The organism is Pelagibaculum spongiae, from assembly GCF_003097315.1.
Taxonomy (GTDB): Bacteria; Pseudomonadota; Gammaproteobacteria; order Enterobacterales; family Pelagibaculaceae; genus Pelagibaculum; species Pelagibaculum spongiae.
This window is the reverse complement of record NZ_QDDL01000006.1, coordinates 233,398-258,702: the sequence shown is the minus strand read 5'-3', so window position 1 is coordinate 258,702 and position 25,305 is coordinate 233,398. Positions and strand designations below refer to the sequence as shown.

The following is a 25,305-nucleotide window of genomic DNA, read 5'->3' as shown; positions in this document are numbered from 1 at the left end:
AAGCTTTAAAAACCTAGTGAAACAAACAGTCTGATTGGCTAAAAGCCGTTCAATTCGTTGTGTCTCGTTGTTCGTGTCTCGTTCTGTTTGCGTTGCTGCCGTGACAGCGAGGTCGCATTATAGGGATCGCAGAAGCAAAGGCAATAGCAATTTACAATAAATCCGAATCAAATTGTTAAACCACTGAAAACAGGCACAACTAACAATCTCAATACCTGCAACAGGTATTTTAGATAGTCAAAAGGACGCTTACGCGTCCTTTTGGTTGATCATTTTTGAATAACCAGCGCATCGGCTGCAACTCAAAATCAGTTCAAACAATCCAATTCAATAAGTTATGCCAACTTAAATAAATGATGCTTTTTCTTGCCAACTTTAACCATGAAGAACTTACCGTGCAGCGCTTGCTCAGCAGCAAAGCATTCAGTCAATTTCATGTTGTCATCAAAATTCTTTGGTTGACCATTAAAGGTTACCGCATTGCGGCCCAAGGCATCTTTCACTTGCTTGCCAGCCATATCCATCGCTTCCGATAGCATCGCGGTCATTGGCTTGCCTTCTAAATCAGCTGCATTAATAGAAGAAGATGGTAAGCCGTCTTGACTTAGCTGCTGCAAATCTTGCTCAGATAGATTATTCAACTCACCTGAAAACAAAGCCTCAGTAATCCGCATTGCAGATTCTAGACCTTCTTTGCCGTGTACCAGCTCGGTGACTTCACGCGCCAAAACACTCTGAGCAGTCTTACGACCTTGAATGGTTGCATCATGATCTTCAATGGCCTGAATCTCTTCAGCCGACATAAAGGTAAAGAAACGCAGGAACTTGTAAGCATCCGCATCTGCAGTGTTCATCCAGAATTGGTAAAATGCGTACTGAGAAGTTTTATTCGGATCCAGCCAAACTGCACCACCTTCAGTTTTACCAAACTTAGTGCCATCTGATTTAGTTATCAGCGGAACCGTTAAACCAAACGCCTTGGCAGAATGCTCGCGACGGGTCAGATCGATACCACCAACAATATTGCCCCATTGGTCTTGGCCACCTACCTGAATGGTACAGCTATGGCGCTTGTACAACTCGGCAAAATCCATTCCTTGCAATAAGGCATATGAAAATTCTGTAAAAGAGATACCAGCATCGTCACGATTTAATCGCTGCTGTACCGATTCTTTATTGATCATCGCGTTGACTGAAAAGTGCTTACCGACATCCCGCAGGAAATCCAGCACATTCATTTCACCGGTCCAATCAAGGTTATTGGCAACAATTGCTGAGTTCTCACCGCAATCAAAATCAATAAACTGACTCACTTGAGATTTGATTCTATCTGCCCAATTAGCAACCACATCAGAAGTATTCAACTGACGCTCTGCTGCTTTAAAGCTTGGATCACCAATCAAACCAGTGGCACCGCCCACTAAAGCAATTGGCTTGTGGCCGGCCATTTGAAAACGCTTCAATACCAATAAAGGTACCAAGTGCCCCAAGTGCAAACTGTCTGCGGTTGGATCGAAGCCACAATAAAGCACACGCGGCTGCTCATTAATATGAGCTTCCAGCTCTTCAGCACCCGTTACCTGATAAATCAGGCCGCGAGCGGTTAAATCCGGCAAGGGATTGTGACTGACAGACATGATGTTTTTACCTATGACACGCAATCGTATGATTAATGGCGCAGAAAATACTAAATCCGTAGTGAATTACAAGAGAAACCCGCCAAGACACCTCATAAAACACTCTCAGTTGGCCCGCAGCTATGCGCAACGCCCGCCGACTCAGCTGATTATCATCAAGGCTAAATAAGCTGCCAATCGTGCAATTAATAATAATGCTGGTCGTTAGTGACATGCTTCACAGTCAGTTATTACTGGTACGCAATTAAACAACAAACAACCATCAATAACTAACCTTTTGTAACAAAGAGACTTTTTAATCATCTGCTTAACTGCTACACCTTTGACAAGCTTGATTGACGAAGCCAAAGTGCGCCGTTAAAGTTACTGGCTAGCCACAGTGTTTGAAACAACATCAGGAAGTCCGAGTGCGGGCAGATTATAAAATAACTTCAATAAAAAAACGCCCGGTAAAACACGCAGCAAACAGTAAACCCAGAAAATTTTTGGGAATTTTGTTGGCTGGAAGTTTTGCCGTCGCCACCGCCAGCACCTTGGTAATGGCTGCAAGGGGAGCCCCAGAGATCGATTGCGCCAACCAGTGCAATAGCGTTCGCTTGCCTTTAGCTTTGCCTGAACTGACTTTTTCTGAAGCGCCGACTATCGATGCAACAGCTCAGAAAAATCATCAAGTGAAGGTAAGAAGCGGTGACAGTCTAGCGAGAATTTTTAGTCGTATTGGCCAAAGTGCCGCCGACTTACAAAAAATTGCTCGTCTAAAACAAGCTAAATCACTTACCCGAATCAAACCAGGGCAAACGCTCAATTATCAAACTGACTCCAATGGCAGAATCCATCAGCTCAGTTATTCACCCTCGCCCACTGAAAGTCTGACGGTTAGCCGCCAAGGCAATCAATTCAAAGTCAGTCAACTGCAAAAAGATTATGAAATTCGCCACCAGTTGGCCAGCGGCAACATCCGCTTCTCTTTATATGTTGATGCCATAAAAGCTGGTCTACCAGAAAACCTAGTAATGGAGTTAGCAGGTATATTTGGTTGGGATATCGACTTCGGCTTGGATATTCGCTCTGGCGATAGCTTTAGCATTCTTTATGAAGATCGTTACTTGGATGGTGAACGAGTTGATAGCGGCCGCATTCTGGCAGCAGAATTTGTTAACCAAGGTGAAAAATTTCAGGCAATTCTTGCTGAAGATGGTAAGTATTACAGCGCTGCGGGTAACAGCATGCGCAAAGCTTTCCTGCGAGCACCGGTTAACTTCAAATACATCAGTTCTAGCTTTAACCCACGTCGACTGCACCCAGTTACCGGCAAGGTTCGACCACACCGTGGTATCGATTACGCCGCTAGAATTGGCACGCCAATTGTTGCCGCGGGTGATGGCAAGGTGATTAAATCTAGCTACAACCGCCTCAATGGCAACTATGTATTTATTCGCCATGGCAGCAAATACACCACTAAATATTTGCACATGAACAAACGTAAGGTTCGCACTGGGCAGAGCATTCGCCAGGGGCAACTCATTGGCACCGTCGGCAGAACCGGCCGAGTTACTGGGCCACACTTGCACTATGAATTTTTGGTTAACGGCTCACATCGCAACCCTCGAACCGTCAAACTGCCTGACTCCAAGCCGATCAAAAAGAGCCAGCGAACTGCTTTTGCTCAGTTGACTAAAAAAATGCTCAAGCGGCTAGATAGCTACGGTGAGCTAATGCTGGCAATGCGCAGCGATAATCAAAACCAACAAAGCTCGCTATAACAGCGAGCTTTTTCTTTAAAGCCAGTTAATTTCAATCGGCTCTCAACATCCCTAGGCCACAGGAAAGTTGCGCAATGGAAATATTTATTGGATTGATGACCGGAACCAGCCTTGATGGCCTTGATTTGGCAGCGGTGAGTTTTCAACCTGATGACCATCAACCAAAAATACAGTTGCATGCTGCCACCACCATTGATCTACCCGCTCAATTAATTCAACAACTTCGCCAGCTATGCCACCAGAGTGAAATCTCAATCCATATGCTTGGTCAATGCCATAGTTGGTTGGGTGATTTTTATGCGGAATCGATTCATTCATTTATTGAGCAATTCCAGCTAGATCGGCAACAAATCAAAGCCATCGGCAGCCATGGCCAAACCATCCGCCATTGCCCGCCAACAACTGACAACGCCCATCCGTTTACTTTGCAGATAGGTGACCCGGCCAGAATTGCAATTAAAACTGGTTTCACCACCGTGGCAGATTTTCGCAGCAACGATTTAGCTGCCGGTGGACAAGCTGCGCCTTTAGCGCCAGCATTTCACCAATGGTTATTTCACAGCCCGCTTCAAAATCGAGCCGTGGTGAATATTGGCGGCATCAGCAATTTGACACTATTAACTGCCGATCCGCATCAACCAGTAATTGGTTTTGATTGTGGCCCGGGTAATTTACTAATGGATCATTGGTGCATGCAGCACTTACAGCAACCTTATGATAAAGATGGCCAATGGGCCGCCAGCGGTGATTTTAATCCACAGCTATTAGAACAGTTATTGTCCGAGCCATATCTTCAGCTGCCAATTCCCAAAAGTACCGGCCGTGAATTGTTCAACCCACAATGGCTCAACCAGCAACTAAGCCAGTTCAGCCTACTAATTGAAAATAACCCGATAGCAGAAAATGATATTCAAGCGACCTTGCTCGAATTTACTGCTATCACGATTGCTCAATCACTCAAACAGCATTCCTCTCAGACAGAGCAACTATTTATTTGTGGCGGCGGCGCTTACAACAGCCAGCTGAAAAAGCGCCTGCAGCACTATCTAAAAGATATTTCAGTCGCTACGACAGAGCAGATTGGCTTGAGCCCAGACCTAGTTGAAGCGGTTGCTTTTGCCTGGTTAGCCCAGCAGCGATTACAACAGCAACCTTCTGGATTACCTTCGGTGACCGGCGCTAAGGCTGCAACTATTCAAGGTGCAGTTTGGTTGCCTTAGTAATAAAACATTTTTTTGAAAACAAAAAAAAGCCAGCCTATCCAATTAGATAGGCTGGCTTCTTCAGGCACAGGCTTAGCTAGAAATAACTATAGCCCTGCTTTTGTAATTTCTTTTGCTCATCAACCCAATAAGGCACGGTATCAACAAAAGCCGGCATCTGGTTTCGGGTCACCATGTTGGCGCCCATCCAGGTTTCACAGACTCTTATGTCTATCACCTTAAAAGCATCCAACCGAGCTGCTCGGTCGACCATGCTTTGATACATTTTATAGTTTTCACGTCGGAAAAAATTGGCTTCCTGACCATGTAGTAAAAAAACCACCGGCTCAAAATCAGGAAACGCTTGTTGCTGATCGACCAAAGCCTCAGCCTTGATCAATAGCTGATCGATTTCTTCCAAAGTATGCAAGCGGATCGCCGCTATTTTCTTTTCTGGCGTTTGCTGTTGCTGAGTCAACAAGGCATTCACAGAGCCTGAACTACTGTTAGCCGAGGGCTGTGAGCTCTGTTGTGCAGAGACAGACAACGGAAATAACAAGCAAGCTAACAGCAGTTTTTTCATTAGTACACCGGGGGAAATTACACCGAGAAAGAAGATCCACAGCCACAGGTCGTACTGGCATTAGGGTTACGAATAATAAAACGAGCACCTTCGAGATCTTCCATAAAATCGACTTCACTACCCACTAGATACTGGAAGCTCAAGGAGTCGATCAACATGGTAATACCACCCTTTTCTACTTGGGTGTCATCCTCGTTAATGCTTTCATCGAAGCTAAAGCCATACTGAAAACCGGAGCAGCCACCACCTGTGACAAATACCCGCAATTTCAGATTGTCATTGCCTTCTTCTTCAATTAACGATCGAACCTTAGCTACCGCAGGATCACAAAAAGCCATTGGATCCGATGAGAATTCCTGAACGTCACTCATTAGTGTTTTAACTCCGCCAAACCTGGCGCGATTATGCGATAACCTAGTATTTTGATCAACTATTAGCTGCTTCCGTAACCTCTGGTTGATCAACTAAATTTTTCACAGCCTTACCTTCTAGTAGTGCTGGTGTAGATTGATCATCCAAACGAATCAGCTGGCCATTAACTGTCGCGCCCATATCCATTTTCAGCATACGGTAATATACATTGCCATTAATTCTTGCAGATGCTTCGAGGGCTAATGACTCTTCGGCTCGAATATCTCCTTCAATGGTGCCGTTAATGATTTGATTAGGTGCAACTACGGTACCGCGTACCAAGCCAGCTTCACTTAATACAAATAAAGAAGGCTCCTGTGGATCGACTTTAACATCGCCATAAATATGGCCATCAACATGTAACCCACCACTAAAACCCAGTTCACCTTTAATAACGGTAGAACGGCTGATCACAGTATCTGGCGTGTCCTTGCTAACTTGTCCCTTTTTACTATTACTGCGGAACATCTTGCTCTGCCTCCAGTTGATCAATTTGCGGGGGCACTTTCCCCTGTTCGAACGTGGGCCAATCATATTTTTTCTGGAATTCGCTTCGCTTGGGTTTGGTCACTCGCCCGGTCACCATCACACTGGTTGGTTGAAAACCTGGCGGAATAACCAGTTCACCAGTTAACTCACTAAAATAACGAAAGCGAAATTTACGGCTACTGGATTCAGCACCCAGTTGGCTCAGATTGAAGCTAACTGGTTTACCATCTTTATGACCCGATACCACTAGCTTAAGGTTGCCGCGAATTAATTGATCATTGCGTTTTTGCTGGATCATTAATAAACGATATTGAAATCTATCTGCCTGAATTCCTGCTTCAATATCTAGATCAACTAGGCGAATACCCGATTTTCTGGCTTCTGGCGATAATACTGCCTGATAAAATTGCAGCTGCTGATCTTGATCAGCCATTTGCTGCTGCAAGTCACTAATCGTCAACTGAGCCATCCTGACCGCTTCAATATCGACTTGGCTACTGCGGCGTAATCGAGCTAGCTCTGCATCCTGTTGTTGCAAGCGAAAAATATAATCGGTCGAATACATGTTTTGCTGATCAAGCTTGCGCTGTAAATCTAGCACCACCCAACCTTGCAAAAGGAAACCGGTGGCAAATGCCACCGGTACCAATAATAACCAAGCTAAAACCTTCCCTTTACTGCGCTTACGAGAAAAATGCCAAGGCATATTCATTCGGATAAAATTCCTTACGGCAGCAGTGCAGGTTGGTTAATTGCTGTTTGTTCTGGTAAACCAAACATCAAATTCATTATTTGAATCGCTTGACCAGAAGAACCCTTAGTCAAGTTATCGATCACCGAACAAATCACTAGTAAGTCACCACCTTCAGGGCGATGAATACCAATTCGGCAGTAATTACTGCCTCTGACTGAGCGCGTCTCTGGCGTGCTGCCAAAAGGCATTACATCTACAAATGGTTCGTTGATATAGCGCTGTTCATACAGTGACTGAATATCAACATCTTCAACATTCAATCTTGCATAGAGAGTAGCGTGAATTCCCCTGATCATGGGACTGAGATGGGGAACAAAGGTCAATTTAACAGGCTGAATGCTCGTTAGTGATAACTGCTGCACAATTTCAGGAGAATGTCTGTGCGCACCCACAGCATATGCCTTCATGCTATCAGCTGATTCACACATTAAACTGCCGACTTTCGCGCCTCGACCGCCACCACTCACTCCTGACTTACAATCGGCAATCAAACTGGAAGCATCGACCAGCTCATGCTCTAGCAAAGGTAAAAGCCCCAACTGAACTGCCGTAGGATAACAACCCGGGCAAGCAACTAGTTGAGCTGCTGCAATTTGCTCTCGATTGGTTTCTGGCAAACCGTAAACTGCCTGCTCTGCCAGCTCAGGTGCACCATGAGTCTGGCCGTACCATTTTTCCCACAGCGCAATGTCTTTAATCCGGAAGTCGGCAGATAGATCAATGATCTTTACTCCGGCGTCCATTAACGGTCGCGCCAACCCATGGGCCACTCCATGCGGTGTAGCAAAAAACACTACATCGCAAGCCGCCAAAGTTTTCGCATCTGGCACGCTAAAGCAAATATCCAGATGCCCTCGCAAACTGGGAAACAATTCAGAAACCGGTTTACCTGCTTCACCGCGTGAAGTAACCGTTTTCAGTTCTACCTCGGGATGCATCGCCAGCAATCTCAAAAGCTCGACTCCGGTGTATCCGGTCGCGCCTACTATTCCGACTTTTATCACTTTATTCTCCCAATAACCCAGCAACAAGGAATTGATAGCCCATGATATAGTCACTATCAGCCCCGTACCAGAAACAGATTTTGAAGCTTTAAAAATGAATCAACATCCGATCAAACACTTTCTTAGTCGCATGGCGATGCCACAGCTGGCCATTTTAGGCATCTGCTCGGGTTTGATTACCGGTTTAATGATTTCATTATTTCGAATGATGACCGAATGGCCATTAGAAGCTTTGCTGGAAAATCGTTTTTCTAGTTTACCGTTGGAAGTACGGTTTTTATTACCTATAGCCGGTGCGATCGCCCTGATCATGCTGCTACTTATTCTTCCCTCCCGCTGGCAACAAACTTGGGTTGGTGTGGGTCATGTTTTACAAAAACTCCATCTAGGCGCAGCCCGATTACCTGGTGGTAATTTAATTACCCAAATTCTTGGTGGTGCTATTGCATTACTTTCTGGTTTTGCGGTTGGCCGTGAAGGCCCAGAAATTCATATGGGCGCTGCTTCTAGTAGTTTGCTGGGCCAAAAACTCGAACTGCCTTTTTCCAGCCTGCGCTTATTAGTAGGTTGCGGTGCAGCCGCCGCGGTGTCTGCAGCATTTAACACACCATTAGCCGGCGTTGTTCTGGCGATGGAAGTCATCATGCTCGAGTACTCATTTATTGGTTTTGTACCCGTCATTTTAGCTTCGGTAAGCGCTAATTTATTAGCCAACTGGCTGACTGGCCCAGCTTTAGTTTTTAACCAACCACTCAGCAGCATTAATTTATTACTAGAAAGTCCATTGGTGATTTTGGTTGGTATTTCTGCTGGCGTGTTAGGTGCCTGTTTTACTTTGCTGGTTCGATGGTTCGGCCGCTTTGGCCATTGGCATTTCGCATCGCGTTTTTTAATCGTCGGCCTGGTAACTGGCGTAATCGCCATTTTAGTGCCGCAAGTAATGGGCACAGGCTATTTACTCACTGATGAAATTCTTGATTCTGAATTAGCCGTATCTGTATTAGCCGGACTCTTAATTGCACGCTTACTGGCGAGTACCATTGCATTGGGAATGGGCATTCCCGGCGGCGCAATTGGCCCTATTCTATTAATCGGCGCAGCCATGGGCAGTCTAATTGCCGGGTTAGTTAATTCATCAACTTTAGGCACACCGGTCGACCAATCAACCTATGCCATGCTCGGCATGACCGCCATGATGGGCGCAGTGCTCCAAGCACCCTTGGCTGCTTTAATGGCCGTGCTCGAACTCACCGGTAATCCGGGCATTCTCACGCCGGGCATGTTGGCATTGGTCAGTGCCAGTTTAATTTATGGCCCACTATTTCGACAAAAATCACTGTTTGTCAGCCTGTTGAACGACAAAAACATTATCTTGCCACTCAACCCAATGGAACAAAATAATATTCGGGTGATCGCATTGGCTGATCGGCGCTTTGCCAATATTCATCCAATGCCAGAATTCGACCTGCTGCAAGTCACCCTCAGCCCAGCCAACCAATGGCTCATTGTCAAAAATACCAACAGTGATCCACTAGCATTGTATCGCCGTGAAGATATACTAGCGTGGTTGGATACCAACGATTATTTCCAGGAAGTGCACGCAGCTCCGCTTGATTTAGAAGGCGAACTGATGCCGCACACTTCTTTTTGCACCATGGATTGTAATACCGGTGCACTGGAAGTATTGCGTGAGTTTTATCGCACCGATTGCGATGCGATTGTTTTAATGGAGCGCAGTGGCGACAATTACCGAGCACTGGGTGTTGTCACTCGTCATGCACTGGAATTACAGCTGGAACCCCGTCACTAATCTTATTATTTAACTCGCGATTCACTCACTAAACTTTAGGGCTTTAACAGTTTTTTAATTCAACACTGGCAAGCCTCGCAGTGTTCGCCTTAACTTGGATTATTCACCATTAACATTATGAATCTTTGGCCATGGATAGCCCAAAACTCGTCATGCTGAACCTTACTTATAAACCGGTTGATTTTGAAGAAGACCGCGACCTGTGTTTCCACTTTCGAGAAGATGCCTGGTTAGCCAGTTTTGGCAATCTGGATCGGTATAGTGATCGAGACACAAGAGAATGGTTTGATTTTCTAACCGACAAATGCCGTTTCGATGCTCGCCATTATTTTATGGAACATATATGGCTAGATCAGAAAATTATTGGTCAGCTGGAATATCAGGTTCACCCTCACCGTAATGGCTTTGGCAACCAAGCCCATATCAACCTGATTTATATTGGTCAAGGTTTCCGCCAACAAGGCATTGGCTTACAAGCACATCAATATTTGATCACACGCTTCAAAGAGCTCGGCTGTAATGTGGTGCATCTGCATTACATTCCACAGAACAAACCTGCTGAAGCTTTTTACATTAAACATGGCTGGAAAAAACTGGGTTCACCGAATAAAAAAGGGCAGATGATGGAGTTAAAGATTTAGCGAGTTTTTACTTCAGCTACCTCTGGAAAAATTCTGCTGCTGCCAGCCTACCACCAAACTACTTCAAGATAGCTGCTCTCTAACTGAACACACATCTTGAAGTGGTTTAGCTAACAAGCTTTCACGCTGACGTACCTGAAAATGCTAGTATGAAATATCTTCTATTTATTAAATTAGCCACTAAATGTTTGCTCTAATATTTAAGTCAGAATCTAATTGAGCCTGCCCCAAGCAACTCATTTTGATGATAACACTTCTCTGTTTGAATCAATATCAAATGACCTTGTGGATAAGGGCTACAGCATTCGTCCCTATGCATTACCTGAAAATTTGTCTTCGCTGCTACTGCAACATGTTAGCGAAATCCCTAATGAAAATTTCAAACGTGCCGGTATTGGCCGAGCCAAAAAGCATGTTATCAATAGCTTTGTTCGTACCGACGAAATTTGTTGGATAACCGATAATAGCCAAGCAGGCAGTGCCTGGATCGATTGGGCAGAGTCGCTGAAAGTTTATTTAAATCGGCGTTTATTTCTAGGTTTATTCTCTTTTGAAAGTCATTTCGCGCGTTACGCCAAAGGTGATTTTTATAAGAAGCACAAAGATGCGTTTAAAGGCGAAGGCAATCGCGTGTTATCTGTCGTGGTTTATCTCAATCAAAACTGGTCTGTGGATGATGGTGGAGAATTAGTAATTTATAATGATCAATCGCCAACCCTTTCGATTGTTGATCAGAGTAAAACTACTGTAATACCTGGGTTTGGCACGATTGTGGTATTTTTAAGTGAACAATTTCCGCATGAAGTTTTACCGGCAAAGCGTGACCGTTATTCTATTGCTGGCTGGTTTCGCTTAAACAACAGCATCGCAAATAAACTGGATCCGCCCAGTTAATTGTCTGCAAATTAATCGACTAAGCAGATCTTGAAATCACCGAATATTGTCAAGACAGTTTTAGAAATTTGGCTTGTGCTTGCTCAACAGAAATCATTCCCTGGGCCAAATACCAAAGTGCTGCCAGATAATTCATTTGCTGGCATGCATAGTGCAATTGGTCTGAATCAATATCGCCATAGCATTCCAGCAACCATTGCTGTTTTTGATGTGAGAGCTGGGGTGTTAGCTGGCCACCCTCAACCAGCGCAGCTAAGTCCCAATAGGGATTTCCCAGCGCGGCATACTCCCAATCAAGCAAATACAATTGCTGGCTTTGCTGGTCGACAAACCAATTAGCCAGCCCGCAATCCATATGGCAAACCACTAGTTGCTGATTCGATAAACCCGCCAATTTTTGCTGCAATGGCGCTTTATATTTCAACAGCGGTTGGTTTGCCGCAGACTGCTCAATAACCTGCCAATATTTTTCAGCCTTGCTGGCAATATTCAATCGCGGCAATGAATCATCGATTGGCAATTGATGCAGTTTTTTTAGACACCCTGCCAGCTGCTGGATTTGTGATTGGCTGGGCGACTGACTAGATCTGTTTTCAGATAATGTTTGCCCACGAAAATATCGACGAATCCAATAATGTTTTTGCGTATTTCTATAAAGAATTTTCGGGCAGATTCCCGCATCGGCAGCCAATTGCTGCGCCCGCCATTCTGCTTGCCGGTCTATATCCAACTGCTGAGTATTTTCTGCTTCCACTCGTAGTAAATAATCACCACCACTCTCACCTCCTCCCTCGCCACCACAGGAAAAATAAAAGCTCTGGTTGGTTAAGCCACCAGCAATCGGCTGAAGATCTGCCATTTTCGGAGCAATACCTGCCAGCTGCCATAACGGCCAGTCTTTTAATATCCGCTGCAGCCGATCATTCATCAGTGATGATTATTCCTGTTCAGGTTTGTGCTTGGCATTCATGCAATTTTGTAAAATCTGCTCGAAGAAAGCCGCGCCTTTTTCCCGAGTGTATTTAATATTGCGCTCTGGAATAGATTCCGGCTTATCGTAGTTTTCCAGCGCCTTCTCTAGCTCAGCTTCGCGAATAATATGAATCGTTGGATAAGGCGAGCGATTGGAATAATTCGATGGATCATCGTAGGCCACGCCATCAAAGCAATAATCCGGGTGGAAACTGGCTAACTGGTAAGTGCCTTCATAGCCTTGCTCGATCAGCAACTCATCGGCCAGATCTAACAAATCCAAATAAAGATAAAAACCTTCATAGCCATTGGGGAAAATACACAGCGTGGTTTCTACTTGGGGATTTTGATCGAGATAAACACACTGCTCGATAATCGCCTTCAGCGTTGCCGCCATTTTTCTTTGCTCGATCACTGCATAACGAATGCTATCTCGCTCATATTCACGATAAGCAAACGGGCAAATGCCGTGGCCAATAATGAACTGTTTGACCCAGGCTTTGCTTTGAACAATTACTTGTTGTTGGAATTCATCTGCTGCAGCGGGCATCTTACTTCTCCAAAAAATACCGCTGCATAGTAACAAATGCAGCGGTATTTTATTTGAGGTACGTTCTGCAGAACCAAGAACCTAGAATTTGTAGCTCACATCCATACCAAAAGTTCTTGGTGCTGCTAACTGACGATATTCACGATTCTCATAATCCACTCTAGGATCATTACCGAACAAGAATCCTCGCACATCGTGTTTCTGGTCGGTCAGATTGCGTCCATACAACGCGACTCCCAACTGGTTACGTTGGTAGCTCAAACGTGCATGAAGCAAATTATACGAACGCGATTTTACATTGTGGCTATCTGAGAAAAAGAAGCTGCTTTTACGCTCCCCTTCTAATCGGCCAGTTAGGTATGGCAGAAAATGGTATTCCATTGCACTAGAAATGCTCAGCGATGGCGCATGTGCTTGAGCACGACCACTTTGATTGACTACGCCATCTTCTGTTTCAAAACTGAAATCTTTCAATTGAGTTTTTAAATAACCAATATTCGACATCACCATCAACTTGTCATTCAGTTCGAAGCGATTTTCCAGTTCAATACCATAGTTTCTGCCTTGCGCTGCATTTCTCAAAAACTCTTCAAACTCTGGTGCTTCACCTGGTGCCCGGCTATTAAATGAAGCTTTGACTTGTTGGTTTTTACGCTGAATATAAAAAATAGCCAAGCGGGTTTTTAGCTTGTCATCTCTCCAGCTCGACTTTAAACCGAACTCCAAAGCATTATTGGTTTCGGTATCAAAAGTCCGGTAAACATCATCAATATCCGGATCGTTATTAATGCCACCAGGTTTATAACCACGAGCCAACGAGACATAACCGAGGTGATCGTCATTTAACAACTGCTCAAGTGCGATTTTTCCACCCCACAAATCTTGGCTTCGGCTATTTTCTATATCAGCAGAATTAGCGAATTCATATTCCCAGTTTTCGTAACGTAAACCATAAATTAAATAAGTCCCGTTCCGAAGCTCACTATTCAACTCACCGTATGCAGCAATAGATCGAATATCTAAATCGCTGACATATTGAGTTTTGGTGGTTCGATTTCTAGTCAATTTTTCATCACGGTTGGCATGATAAACACCAAAAACCCAGTCAGTTGTCTGATTGAAAATCGCACCATCGGCACCTGACAGCAAACGTAAATCAACTGTATTTCGATTAAATTCTCTTAAATACTGGTCAAAATAGTTGTACCCCAGCGGATGCAAACCATCAAAAGACCAGTCTTCATCAAACCCGTAATCAATCTTGTTATTGCTACCAGAGAGATCCAGCTGAATATTAACCACAGTATTTACTTTGCCATCCCAGCGAATGCTGGCGGCATTGGTTTTCTGTCGATCATGACCAGGTTGGTCAGAATCGGTTTGACGCGCTTCTTGTTTGTCATAATCCAAGGTAAATGCATCATAACCATTATCAATATCAGCACGTAGCAATGTGATATCAACATTATGATCAGCCGCCGGTTGCCAACTCAATTTGGCACGCAGCACTTGCTCATCAATATTGTTTGTATCATCTCGGTTGACGCGAACATTTTCGATAAAGCCGTCGCTGGCGGTCTGATTCCAAGCAACTCGCGCCTGAAGATTGTCAGCTAAGCTGCCAGAAACCGCACCACCAATACCCCAGCTATCGTAATTGCCCAACTTGGCTTTGATATAACCTTCGGTTTCCTTCGTAGGCGCCTTGGAATCGACATTAATAAAACCTGCCAGTGCATTGGCACCAAAACGTGTGCCCTGTGGGCCACGCAAAATTTCAACCTGTTGAACATCAAACAGCGTTGCCGCCCCGCCTAACCCAGTCATGTCGATACCGTCAATTTGCAAACCCACCGACGGGTTCACCGGCTCAACAAACTGGCTGCGCTCACCTATTCCTCGAATCTGGAAATAACGCGCACGCGAACTACCACCGGCAAAATTCACATTAGGGGCGAAACTTAAAATAGCTTCTAGATGATCCGCCGAACGCGCTTCAATTTGCTGGGCATTCACTACCGAAATTGCTTCTGCTAACTGGTCAATATCGGTATGGCGGAAATCGGCTTGTACTTGAATCGTCGGCAAGACTTCAGCCGTCGAATCTTGCGCAGCAACCAGCGTTGGCGATGCAAAGATTGAAAGAGAAACTGCTAGCGCTAACGGTTTGCCAGCAAAATATCGATGGTATTGATTTGTTTTCATTGGGTCTTCCTTAAAAATTAAGAGAAAGACCCGGCGACTGCGCAGGAGCTTGCAAGCAAGCCCATTAAAATGGGAGGAGTCGTAATGTACATGTTGCTTCAGACGATTCCAGCCGATTCCTACGCCGGTACTAACCGGATCAGGTTCTAGGGGTTCGGCAAAATGCGCATCTCAGGCAAAATCTTTTAACAGATTCATAACCACCCCCTGGCTGAGCGGGAGCTTAACAAGAGATCACCAGACAACCTAGTTCAAACCGATAAAACGACTTAAGCCAGCCGATAGATAACCATCTGAACTTCAGGGCGAATACAACAGACAGGTGCGTTTAAAGAAGAGTTTGATTAGAGTATCGGCAGATTCCCCTAACAGTGATGTCTCCAATGCTTTGGATAAAAGCTTTTCATATTATCGCGATGGTCTGCTGGTTTGCTGGACTGTTCTATTTGCCGCGTTTGTTTGTTTATCACGCATCAACTGAAGATCAGGCAGGTAAAGATCGGTTTCATATCATGGAACGAAAACTATATCGCGGCATTATGAACCCCTCGATGATGGTGACGGTGATTCTTGGTCTGGCGATGTTAATTCCCAATTGGGAGTTTTATAAAAGCATGGGCTGGATGCACGTAAAGCTGACACTGGTCGCGATACTCATTGGCTACCACATATACTGCGGCAAATTAATGCGCCGTTTTGCCACCGACGACAATCACAAAAGCCATGTGTTTTATCGTTGGTTTAACGAATTTCCAGTGCTGATCTTACTTGGCGTGGTCATTCTGGTAGTGGTTCGACCTTTTTAAAACGTCTGCTGTAGGTTTGATGAGTGTTAACGAAATCAGACACTTTTTACTGCATCGCACAATGTCTGATTGCGCCTCAGGCTTATCAAACCTACGACGAACCACAGTTTAAATTTAACAGGAGCTAACACGCCACAATGAACCAGCCAACAAAAGGCCAGCCGGTAAGCCAACAACCGGTGGTGTTATGTTTGTCAGGTCTCGATCCATCCGGTGGTGCAGGTTTATCTGCCGACATTGAATCGATCGCAGCTCAAGGTGGCCATTGTGCCGGTATTGCAACTGCACTGACGGTGCAAAACAGTCGCGGTGTTAGCGACTTTCAACCCATCAGCCGCGATTTTATTGCCCGCCAGCTGGCTGAACTGTTAGATGATATGCAATTTTCTGCGATTAAAACCGGCATGTTGGCCGATGCCAATTTAGCCAAACTGGTGTGTAATTTAGCGCAAGATCATGCCGAAAGCCCGCTAGTCATCGACCCAGTAATTAAAGCTGGCAAGCGCAGCTTGGCACTGCCTGATTTAATTGATGCATTGCGCGAACTGATTGGCCATGCCACGGTTTGCACCCCTAATTTGCCAGAAGCTGCGGTATTAGCTGAATGTGATGAAGATGAAATTGACCTGATGGTTCGTTGGTTTGCTAATACCGGTTGCCGCTATTTGCTATTAACCGGCGGTCAATGCGACAACCAGCGAGTGATTAATCGTCTGTACGATTTACAATCCAACCCATTGCAAGACCCTAAGCTGATTCAAACCCTCAGCTGGCCACGACTTACCGGTGAATTTCACGGCACTGGCTGCACATTGGCAGCCACTTTAGCCACTCGTTTAGCATTGGGTGAAAGCATGCAAACTGCCAGCCGAAAAGCACAAACCTTTACCTGGAAATCATTGCAAAGCCCCTGTACGCCGGGTACAGGTCAACAATTTCCCAATCGGCTCGGCAAATAATTATCGGGTTGTCGCCAAGCGCGGCAACCACAGTTTTTTAAAAAATTCAGAGTTCAGAGAGATTCACTGTGACCCACGATCAGAAGTTAGCTTGCCTGCGCGGCCTTTATGTCATTACCGATGAACAACTCACCGCTGGCGATAGCTTGGCTAAAAAACTGGAAGCCGCATTAGAAGGTGGCGCCAAAGTGGTTCAGTACCGGGATAAAAGCCACGGTTTTGATTATCGACTGGCACAGGCACTTCGAGCGCAAACCTTATGCTTTGCTTACGATGCCCTGTTTCTAATCAATGACGATATCGAACTCGCTTCTTATATGCTGGCAGACGGCGTTCATCTCGGTCAAAGCGATATATCGCTAACCGAAGCTCGAGAAAAACTGGGTGAAAGAGCCATCATCGGTATTAGCTGTGAAGGCTCAATCGAGCTGGCAGAAAAAGCCGTCGAGCAAGGTGCTGACTATATCGCCTTCGGCGCGATCTACCCTTCCAAAACCAAACCCGATGCGGCCACGATTTCGGTGGATGTTGTACAACAAGCCAAACAAAAATTTACGCTACCGGTCTGTGCGATTGGTGGCATTGAACTGAGTAATGCCCAGCCCTTGCTGAATACTGGCTGTGACATGCTTGCGGTGGTGAATAGCGTTTTTGGACAAGACGATATTCAACAAGCTGCCACAAGCTTTAGTCAGATGTTTGAGGAAAATTAAATGAGCGCCAATATGAGCAAATCCCACGACCTATTCGTAAAAGCCCAAGATGCAATCCCCGGCGGTGTTAATTCCCCGGTAAGAGCTTTTAAAGGCGTTGGCGGTGATCCGGTATTTATGAAACGCGCTAAAGGCGCTTATATGTACGATGCCGATGACAAAGCCTATGTCGATTATATTGGCTCATGGGGCCCAATGGTATTGGGTCACAACCATCCAGAAGTGGTGGCAGAAGTTCACGCGGCGGTTGATCGTGGCATGAGTTTTGGTGCACCGACTGAAATTGAAATCCAAGCCGCAGAAATGGTTCGCAAGCTAGTACCTTCAATGGAACAGGTGCGCATGGTGAGCTCCGGCACCGAAGCTACCATGAGTGCGATTCGCCTCGCCCGTGGTTTTACTGGTCGCGATACCATTGTGAAATTTGAAGGCTGCTACCACGGCCACGGTGATTCACTGTTGGTTAAAGCCGGTTCTGGTTTGCTGACCTTGGGCACTCCAAGTTCTCCAGGTGTTCCTGCTGATTTGGCAAAACACACCCTGACGCTGGATTACAACAATCTGGAACAAGCGCAGCAGATGTTTGCCGAGAAAGGCTCGCAAATTGCCTGCCTGATTTTAGAACCCGTTGCTGGCAACATGAACTGCATTCCACCAGTACCCGGTTTCTTGGAAGGCCTGCGCAAGTTATGTGACGAATCTGGCACCGTACTGATTTTTGATGAAGTCATGACCGGTTTTAGAGTTGCTTTAGGTGGTGCCCAAGCTTATTACGGCATCACGCCAGACTTATCGACTTTCGGTAAAGTGATTGGCGGCGGCATGCCAGTTGGCGCATTTGGCGGCAAACGCGAAATCATGAATTACATCGCACCGCTTGGCCCGGTTTATCAGGCAGGTACCTTGTCAGGTAACCCAGTCGCCATGTCCGCCGGTTTAAAAACCATGCAGCTAATCAGCCAGCCAGGTTTTTACGAAGCCCTAACTGAAACCACTGCCAAGCTAGTGGCTGGTTTGCAGCAAAAAGCTGATGAAGCCGGTATTCCATTTTTCAGCCGCAGCATTGGCGGCATGTTTGGTTTGTTTTTCACCGACCAAGGCCCGGTTGATAATTTCGAACAAATCACCAACTGCGATACCGAGCGCTTTGGTAAATTCTTTCACTTAATGCTCGAGCAAGGTATTTACCTGGCACCTTCTGCCTATGAAGCAGGTTTTGTATCTGCCGCGCATACTGATGAAGAAATCCAAAAAACTTTAAATGCCGCAGAAAAGGCATTTTCTCAGTTGTAATAATCTCTTCATTTTGCGAACAAAGCCTTGTTTGACTTTTTGTCTGCAAGGCTTTTTTATGAGCGCGCTTTAATTTAAAAAACACATTGACACTTGCCTACCCCTTGAAAAATCAACCCATATATTAAATTCCAAACACGCACAACCTTGACTTAATATTATTGATATTTATATAAAAAACAAAGCCTTCTTTTATGGTAAAAACCTCTTGTCATGCTTACTTTCCCTTTTATCCATCATTGTTTGCTAATAAAACATCTGACATTCCTAATGCGTAGCTATTTATTTATTAATTAATTGAGCAATCATGAGTCCCATTAAGTTCATTCTTAACGGGCATGGAGGCTGGACGATTAAAAATGGATTTTGTAGAGTACCTTTAAATTCCTGGATGATATTTTATCATCAAATAAACCGTATGCTTTCAGCAGATAAAATATACAGCATGATTGATTTAGATTTATCCAGAGAAAGTAGTCTGGATAACTTCGACAGTATTAATGATCAATTAACACAAGTCCCCAACATGACGCTCCATCCCAACAGAGAAGACGACATGTCGTACGATGCAATACTTAAAGAACATAACCTAGCCTCAGGAAGCTCATTTATTTTTGTCGATTTTGACGAACCCAAAAATCTGGATTGGGTAATGGCTGCATTACGTCAAGAAGTCACACATGTATATGATGTCGGTACAGAAATTGAATTCCATTGGGGCGCTTGCAGAGTCACCGACTTGAATAGCACCGGAGGAAAGTACCTTGGTATAAATGCCAATATGGACAATCGGGCTGATGATGGTTCCTATCGTGTGTTGGATAATGCGACTCACCAGATTGAGTCCTTGATATTACGTGACCCTTTTAACAATCAGGTTGAAAAACTTGGCAGAGTTATTCCAAGGCCAACACCTACTAGAAGACGACCAGCATCAGCTCCGCCATCTCCAGCACCACGGCGTAATATTTCTCCACCAACTCCGACGCCAAGACGCCACTCTGCTACTGCACCACCAACACCGACGCCACGAAAAAGGCCCGGCTCAGCCCCGCCAACAGCTGCACCAAGAAGGTCTTCTCCAGCAAGCGCAATTGAGGTCATTCGCTCTTCACTCCCGGTTGCTGCGCCACGTAAAAAAAAATAAGCAACCATGCATGCTAGCAGGATATGGTACAAGCCACCTTTGATGGCATACCAAAGCACTTAAGCGAAAAACAAACAACTATGAATAAGTAATGGTAAACCTTGGTTTCAATTCAAAGTATCCCCCTTCCATTTCTCATATGAATTTTAAATAACGGGTGAATATTTCCATTATTATCAAAAATAAAAAGCTACTAATTAGTTGTTGCATTGGTTTTCGCATAATTTCAAATGGTATTGCGCATCCGACTTGAAAAATTGATGCCGGTGTAACTATCTGCGAGTACTTACGCAACGACCAATACCATGCTAAGGGTCGCAAATTAGGGCGGTAGAATTTAATAGATGCCCTATCTCTTTCGGCACTTGATTTTATGCAGGTAGCTAGATTAGCGGGGTGCCATCTGACGCTTTGTATTGTTCGTCAGATGCTACAGAAATACCATGTTGAAAAAAAAACACTTTCAACAATCAGTTGAAACTATTAAATAGTTTTAAACCCTACCATCCTTGATATCTGGATTCCGGCATCCATGCTCAGAATGACGATGTTCGGAGGATGCCGCTGGAACCATCACTCCGTAAGGAAGTGCAAGAATGCACGGATTAGGGCGACGCAGGATGCCAAAGCCGAGAGTGGCGGGATCTAGTCACATGGAAGTGGTGCTCAAGCAAAAATAATACCGCAGATTCTAAACACGTTCTAACAAGTAAACCAATATCTTTAGCTAACATAAAAAACGCACCTGAAAAGGTGCGTTTTTTATTAATTACAACTTAATTAGAAATAATCTTTTACTTAAACAGCGCTAAATACTCGCCATATCCCTGCGCGACTAATTGGTTAACTGGCACAAAACGCATTGACGCAGAGTTCATGCAATAACGTAACCCTGCTGGTTGCGGGCCATCGGTAAATACATGCCCCAAGTGAGAGTCGGCATTTTTAGAGCGAACCTCAACTCGACTGGCAAATAAAGCATTATCTTATTTTTCAACAATGTTGCTAGCCACTAGCGGGCGGCTAAAACTCGGCCAGCCAGTACCTGACTTATATTTATCTTTAGAGCTGAATAACGGCTCACCTGAAACCACATCAACATAAATGCCGTCGGCCTTATTATTCCAAGTACCTCTACCAAATGGTTGCTCGGTGCCACTTTGCTGGGTCACATAATATTCTACGTCTGTCAGCTTGGCGCGCAGTTGCTCTTTGGTCAGTGGTGCTTTGGCGTATTCGCCTGGCTTATACACAGCAACCGGAGCAGCTGCACCACCTACACCCACGCCTAGAAGAGTAAACAATACACAAGCAGCCATTGAGGCAATTCAATCAGCATTGCCAGTTCCGGCACCACGGAAAAAGAAATAACCCATATTTTTAATGGCTTGCCTTATGCAATGGCACTCTAGCAGTCCAGAGGCACTACAGAAAAATACTTGTTAAGCCTTAGCTCTCTCTTTAATTAGATTACTTTACTAAATACTAAAACAAAAACTGCTAATTCATTAATAGTTTTTTATGCATTGAAATGCTAACAACCATTCTAATTCAATCAATGAGCTTTATAATAATTTGTAACAAATAAAACACCTTCCCCCTAAAAATTTAAAATCTATAAATGCCAACTAGTTCACAACACCAGAAACAACTACAGCCATGTTTTTTTATAAACAATTAAAACAACAACGAAAAAAATAAAACGACGCGCTTCTCGCATAATTAGTAGTTTACAAAAGCATCAACTAGCCTCAGCATCTTGACATTGATGTCAGTAACACAAGTAATAAAGCATACTTGATAAGACCTGACAGCCTACAAACAAAGTCAGGGTGTAACATGCCATTACCACCGCCTCCTCCACCATTATCAACCATTAGAAAAAAAGAAAGTAACTTCACTTCATCTAAAAAAATCAGCTATTCCAAAACTATCGATATTTTCCCTCAGGCGAGAAGCATCGATAAGAACATCTTTATTTCTGATCAAAATCAGTTGTTAACTGACAAAGCAATTGCTTTTGGCGGTGTTGCAACCAAGAAATTCAGACAGTCTGCAATGGATAAACAAATTGGAATGGGTGCTTGGTATAAATCCCGAATTGGAGAGAATGGAAAACGCTGGAATGGTATTTGTAAGGCACTATCCATTCTATGGATTGGCTACCATGCAACTAATAAAGATTTCTGGGGTTGGCTAATGCAAGGCGCTGACGAGATTGATTCAATCCCTGCTGCTACCGTGTGTAATTTGCAAGCAGCCTATCGTGGTGAGAGTAATGCTCAGTTCCAGACTCCCGATGAAATGGATGTAATGGACAACGAAGAGTGGACTGAGAATATATTTAATAATATGGGCCTGTCTCAACTCAGAGATATCGTATCTTGTACGTTAATTGCTCAGGCTAAACGGTTATCTGGAGACTCGAACAGCCATGTAAAGCAAATGATCTCGGAAATGAAAAAATATAAGAATCGCTACCAGCAACTATCATTCCGAGGGCATGGGTCAAGCCATGCAGTTGCGCTTTGGGTTGGCAGAGATGTCACGCTGTTTGACGCTAACCATGGTGAATTTTGGTTCCCATCAATTGGCAGTTTTGAATTATGGTTTCAGTTTTATTGGGCCAATGTTTATAGTCAAAAATATAACCACGATTTCAGCTTGGCCTACTGGGATAAGAAATGGTAATCAAAAGAAGACCGTACAGAACGTATTAATTATTATTTGAAAGATTTCAAACAAAAAAATCCCGTAGCAATTAATTGCTACGGGATTTTTAATTTATTACCGCGTAACTCAAACTATTTAAACAGCGGCAAATACTCGCCGTACCCCTGCGCAACTAATTGATTAACGGGCACAAAACGCATTGACGCAGAGTTCATGCAATAACGTAACCCTGTTGGTTGTGGGCCATCGGTAAAAACGTGCCCCAAGTGAGAGTCTGCATTTTTAGAGCGAACCTCAACTCGGCTGGCAAATAAAGTATTATCTGCTTTTTCAACAATGTTACTAGACACTAGCGGGCGACTAAAGCTCGGCCAGCCAGTACCTGACTTATATTTATCTTTAGAGCTAAATAATGGCTCACCTGAAACCACATCAACATAAATACCGTCAGCTTTATTATTCCAAGTACCTCTACCAAATGGTCGCTCGGTGCCGCTTTGCTGGGTCACGTAATATTCTACGTCAGTCAGCTTGGCGCGCAGTTGCTCTTTGGTCAGTGGTGCTTTGGCGTATTCGCCTGGCTTATACACAGCAACCGGAGCAGCCGCTTCAAGCGCAGCAGGTTGGACGGCATCTGCCTGAGCATTGTCAGAGGTTGCCACAGGCGCACAACCAACCATAAATGCTGCTGATGCAATAACCAATCCGGCAATACCTGCAATAGAAAATTTCTTCATAAGCGCCTCTGTCCATTTAGTTCATGCTTTTTACTTGTCTTAAGTTCGTGTGGCATAGATCGCTACTCACAAACCTAAACTCATCTCAGATTCAGATTCCTGAACAATTACCTAACAAGTAAAAAGTAAATCATTGTGTTTGCTTTGGTAGGTAGGACATACCTATCTGCGATTCAGTTCCGCAGTAGAGATCATTTATCACGACTGGTTCTTGTTTCAGTTGCCACAAGGCTTCGAGTTACTGTTTTACTTGCCTTAGTGAGCTTGCCCTCTTGCGCAAAACTTGCCCTAAGCAAATTAAGCTTCAAGTGAATCACAATATTTTCAAATGATCCTGAATCAGCCTGCTACTAATAACAAACAACTCAATTCAAAAACGACCAATCTTTAATGACAGTTTATCTCGATACAAAATTGACTAATAACAATAAACGCCAGCGCGTCAAATTCGTTTAGCGAATCAAGTTACAGATGGTTCCTTTTGAACAAAACAACCGCCCAATACCCAAAGCTGACTTAAAACGGTCAGTTTGTTTATGAACTGCGAGCCAACTCACGCGATGTCATTTTTCGCAGCCGATGAATTGGTTAAAATTACTTCACTCTCTGATGCACTAAGTAGACCCAAAACCGATGAGCCTGGAAAAACTTCACGCATACCTGACCACCCTATCTAAACATGATGGTTCAGACCTTTACCTCAGTACCGGTGCACCACCTTGTGGCAAGTTTCAGGGCAACCTCAAACCCTTGTCTAAAGAAAAACTGGTTGCCGGTGAAGTGAAGGAAATGGCATATGCCGTGATGGACAAAGAACAGCTGATCGAATTTGAAGAGCAGCTGGAAATGAACTTAGCAATATCGCTTAATAAAATCGGGCGTTTTCGGGTCAATATTTTTCGCCAGCGCAATGAAATTTCGATTGTCGCGAGAAACATCAAAGCCGACATTCCCAGTTTTGACTCACTCGGTCTGCCGCCGCAACTAAAAGAAATTATTAATACCAAACGCGGCTTAGTGTTGTTTATTGGCGGCACCGGTTCGGGTAAATCAACTTCGCTGGCAGCGCTGATTGACCACAGAAACAGCACATCGTCTGGTCATATCATCACCATCGAAGATCCGATTGAATATGTACACAAACACAAACGCTGCATTATTAATCAGCGAGAAGTCGGTGTAGACACCCGCAGCTATCGTTCTGCACTCAAGCAAACCCTGCGCCAAGCACCCGATGTTATTTTAATTGGTGAGATCCGCGACCGGGAAACCATGGAACATGCGCTAGCCTTTGCTGAAACTGGCCACCTCGCCATTTCAACGCTACACGCCAACAACTCCAATCAGGCCATCGACCGCATTATTAACTTCTTCCCCGAAGAACGTCGCCAGCAGTTAATTATGGACTTGGCGATGAACTTAAAAGCGTTTATTTCCCAGCGACTGATTAAAACCGTCGATGGCAAACGCTGCGCCGCAGTAGAAGTTTTGCTCGGCACAGCGACTATTCGAGAAAAAATTCTTAACCAAGAATTTACCGGCATTAAAGCCATTATGGAAAAATCTGAGCCGCTTGGCATGCAAACCTTCGACTCAGCATTATTCAAACTTTATAAACAGGGATTAATCGATTTCGACCAAGCGATTAAAAACTCAGATTCACCGAATAATTTACGCTTAAAAATTAAATTGGCCAGTGAAAATGCCGGTATTCCGAGTGACGAAAGTGCAATGTCGCTGGTAATGGATTCTGACCCATCAACCGAGACGGAAGAACCAGAAGCTGAAATTAGCCACGCATCTCCTCACACACCCGCCGCTAAAAAAGTGGGATTAAGCCTTGAGTTAGATAGCTCCCATAGTTCTGGGCAAGCAACTGATAACTCAGCATCCACTAGTTCGGTTGGCGGTATGGCGCAGTTTAAGATTGATGGTTAAAGCACAGTTTATACATCGGTTTTAATCGTAGACAGGGCATGGATGCCTACAGTAGAACGACGCAAGAGCCAAAATCGAAGCGTAGCAAATAAAATTCCATTAAAAATGGAGCGTTATTTAACAG

Annotated in this window: 22 protein-coding genes, 1 pseudogene and 1 riboswitch; of the genes and pseudogenes, 12 read left to right on the top strand and 11 right to left on the bottom strand. The window is 44.5% G+C overall.

The window, feature by feature from the left end:
• Positions 1 to 335: 335 nt before the first annotated feature.
• The gene (gene tyrS, locus DC094_RS15330; RefSeq protein WP_116687998.1) at positions 336 to 1,637 is read right to left on the bottom strand and encodes a tyrosine--tRNA ligase; all 1,302 of its coding nucleotides are present in this window, start codon (positions 1,635 to 1,637) and stop codon (positions 336 to 338) included.
• Positions 1,638 to 2,044: 407 nt separating this feature from the next.
• On the opposite strand from tyrS, the gene DC094_RS15325 reads away from it, so the two are divergent.
• Both DC094_RS15325 and DC094_RS15320 read left to right on the top strand, forming a co-directional pair.
• Positions 2,045 to 3,400 carry a peptidoglycan DD-metalloendopeptidase family protein gene (locus DC094_RS15325; RefSeq protein ID WP_206605671.1) on the top strand — a complete coding sequence of 452 codons (1,356 nt, stop codon included), beginning with the start codon at positions 2,045 to 2,047 and terminating at the stop codon, positions 3,398 to 3,400.
• 74 nt (positions 3,401 to 3,474) lie between these two features.
• Positions 3,475 to 4,620, top strand: coding sequence for an anhydro-N-acetylmuramic acid kinase (locus DC094_RS15320; protein WP_116687997.1), 1,146 nt, complete (start codon positions 3,475 to 3,477; stop codon positions 4,618 to 4,620).
• Positions 4,621 to 4,699: 79 nt separating this feature from the next.
• Here DC094_RS15320 and DC094_RS15315 read toward each other — a convergent pair whose 3' ends face one another.
• Genes DC094_RS15315 through argC form a run of 5 tightly spaced genes read right to left on the bottom strand, consistent with a single transcriptional unit; the run spans position 4,700 to position 7,843 of the window.
• Positions 4,700 to 5,185, bottom strand: a complete 486-nt coding sequence (locus DC094_RS15315) for a DsrE family protein (protein WP_116687996.1) — start codon at positions 5,183 to 5,185, stop codon at positions 4,700 to 4,702.
• Between the two features lie 17 nt (positions 5,186 to 5,202).
• A complete protein-coding gene (erpA, locus tag DC094_RS15310; RefSeq protein ID WP_116687995.1) occupies positions 5,203 to 5,556 on the bottom strand; it encodes an iron-sulfur cluster insertion protein ErpA in 354 nt (117 codons plus the stop codon).
• 55 nt (positions 5,557 to 5,611) lie between these two features.
• Positions 5,612 to 6,064: a bactofilin family protein gene (locus DC094_RS15305; protein WP_158527349.1), complete on the bottom strand. Its 453-nt coding sequence runs from the start codon at positions 6,062 to 6,064 to the stop codon at positions 5,612 to 5,614.
• A complete protein-coding gene (locus DC094_RS15300; RefSeq protein ID WP_116687993.1) occupies positions 6,051 to 6,797 on the bottom strand; it encodes a DUF6776 family protein in 747 nt (248 codons plus the stop codon). Before DC094_RS15300 ends, DC094_RS15305 begins: the two co-directional genes overlap by 14 nt.
• A gap of 14 nt (positions 6,798 to 6,811) precedes the next feature.
• Positions 6,812 to 7,843, bottom strand: a complete 1,032-nt coding sequence (gene argC / locus DC094_RS15295; protein WP_116687992.1) for an N-acetyl-gamma-glutamyl-phosphate reductase — start codon at positions 7,841 to 7,843, stop codon at positions 6,812 to 6,814.
• A gap of 94 nt (positions 7,844 to 7,937) precedes the next feature.
• On the opposite strand from argC, the gene DC094_RS15290 reads away from it, so the two are divergent.
• From DC094_RS15290 to DC094_RS15280, 3 genes are all read left to right on the top strand, one after another.
• Positions 7,938 to 9,653 (top strand): chloride channel protein, encoded by a 1,716-nt coding sequence (locus DC094_RS15290; protein WP_133245568.1) that lies wholly within the window; start codon positions 7,938 to 7,940, stop codon positions 9,651 to 9,653.
• Positions 9,654 to 9,784: 131 nt separating this feature from the next.
• On the top strand, positions 9,785 to 10,294 hold the full coding sequence (locus DC094_RS15285) for a GNAT family N-acetyltransferase (protein ID WP_116687990.1): 510 nt from the start codon (positions 9,785 to 9,787) through the stop codon (positions 10,292 to 10,294).
• Positions 10,295 to 10,510: 216 nt separating this feature from the next.
• The gene (locus tag DC094_RS15280; protein ID WP_116687989.1) at positions 10,511 to 11,188 is read left to right on the top strand and encodes a 2OG-Fe(II) oxygenase; all 678 of its coding nucleotides are present in this window, start codon (positions 10,511 to 10,513) and stop codon (positions 11,186 to 11,188) included.
• 49 nt (positions 11,189 to 11,237) lie between these two features.
• Here DC094_RS15280 and DC094_RS15275 read toward each other — a convergent pair whose 3' ends face one another.
• From DC094_RS15275 to DC094_RS15265, 3 genes are all read right to left on the bottom strand, one after another.
• Positions 11,238 to 12,116, bottom strand: coding sequence for a choline/ethanolamine kinase family protein (locus tag DC094_RS15275; protein WP_116687988.1), 879 nt, complete (start codon positions 12,114 to 12,116; stop codon positions 11,238 to 11,240).
• A gap of 9 nt (positions 12,117 to 12,125) precedes the next feature.
• Entirely contained in the window at positions 12,126 to 12,710 is a 585-nt protein-coding gene (locus tag DC094_RS15270; protein WP_116687987.1) for a DUF1415 domain-containing protein, read from the bottom strand.
• Positions 12,711 to 12,791: 81 nt separating this feature from the next.
• On the bottom strand, positions 12,792 to 14,915 hold the full coding sequence (locus DC094_RS15265; protein ID WP_116687986.1) for a TonB-dependent receptor: 2,124 nt from the start codon (positions 14,913 to 14,915) through the stop codon (positions 12,792 to 12,794).
• A gap of 98 nt (positions 14,916 to 15,013) precedes the next feature.
• A riboswitch (TPP riboswitch) is annotated at positions 15,014 to 15,133 on the bottom strand.
• A gap of 165 nt (positions 15,134 to 15,298) precedes the next feature.
• Here DC094_RS15265 and hemJ point away from each other — a divergent pair.
• The 5 genes from hemJ (at position 15,299) to DC094_RS21885 (ending at position 19,833) form a co-directional block, all read left to right on the top strand.
• The gene (gene hemJ, locus DC094_RS15260; RefSeq protein ID WP_116688010.1) at positions 15,299 to 15,721 is read left to right on the top strand and encodes a protoporphyrinogen oxidase HemJ; all 423 of its coding nucleotides are present in this window, start codon (positions 15,299 to 15,301) and stop codon (positions 15,719 to 15,721) included.
• Positions 15,722 to 15,858: 137 nt separating this feature from the next.
• On the top strand, positions 15,859 to 16,680 hold the full coding sequence (thiD, locus tag DC094_RS15255; protein WP_116687985.1) for a bifunctional hydroxymethylpyrimidine kinase/phosphomethylpyrimidine kinase: 822 nt from the start codon (positions 15,859 to 15,861) through the stop codon (positions 16,678 to 16,680).
• A 68-nt stretch (positions 16,681 to 16,748) separates the two neighbouring features.
• On the top strand, positions 16,749 to 17,393 hold the full coding sequence (thiE, locus tag DC094_RS15250) for a thiamine phosphate synthase (RefSeq protein ID WP_206605670.1): 645 nt from the start codon (positions 16,749 to 16,751) through the stop codon (positions 17,391 to 17,393).
• A 12-nt stretch (positions 17,394 to 17,405) separates the two neighbouring features.
• On the top strand, positions 17,406 to 18,686 hold the full coding sequence (gene hemL / locus DC094_RS15245; RefSeq protein ID WP_116688008.1) for a glutamate-1-semialdehyde 2,1-aminomutase: 1,281 nt from the start codon (positions 17,406 to 17,408) through the stop codon (positions 18,684 to 18,686).
• A 307-nt stretch (positions 18,687 to 18,993) separates the two neighbouring features.
• Positions 18,994 to 19,833, top strand: coding sequence for a putative adhesin (locus DC094_RS21885; protein WP_339374128.1), 840 nt, complete (start codon positions 18,994 to 18,996; stop codon positions 19,831 to 19,833).
• 794 nt (positions 19,834 to 20,627) lie between these two features.
• Here DC094_RS21885 and msrB (DC094_RS15235) read toward each other — a convergent pair.
• Positions 20,628 to 21,152, bottom strand: a pseudogene (gene msrB, locus DC094_RS15235) (peptide-methionine (R)-S-oxide reductase MsrB).
• A gap of 520 nt (positions 21,153 to 21,672) precedes the next feature.
• Here msrB (DC094_RS15235) and DC094_RS15230 point away from each other — a divergent pair.
• Positions 21,673 to 22,524, top strand: coding sequence for a YopT-type cysteine protease domain-containing protein (locus DC094_RS15230; RefSeq protein ID WP_116687983.1), 852 nt, complete (start codon positions 21,673 to 21,675; stop codon positions 22,522 to 22,524).
• A gap of 113 nt (positions 22,525 to 22,637) precedes the next feature.
• Here DC094_RS15230 and msrB (DC094_RS15225) read toward each other — a convergent pair whose 3' ends face one another.
• Positions 22,638 to 23,243, bottom strand: coding sequence for a peptide-methionine (R)-S-oxide reductase MsrB (msrB, locus tag DC094_RS15225; RefSeq protein WP_116687982.1), 606 nt, complete (start codon positions 23,241 to 23,243; stop codon positions 22,638 to 22,640).
• A 633-nt stretch (positions 23,244 to 23,876) separates the two neighbouring features.
• On the opposite strand from msrB (DC094_RS15225), the gene DC094_RS15220 reads away from it, so the two are divergent.
• Positions 23,877 to 25,181: a PilT/PilU family type 4a pilus ATPase gene (locus tag DC094_RS15220; protein WP_116687981.1), complete on the top strand. Its 1,305-nt coding sequence runs from the start codon at positions 23,877 to 23,879 to the stop codon at positions 25,179 to 25,181.
• Positions 25,182 to 25,305: the final 124 nt, after the last annotated feature.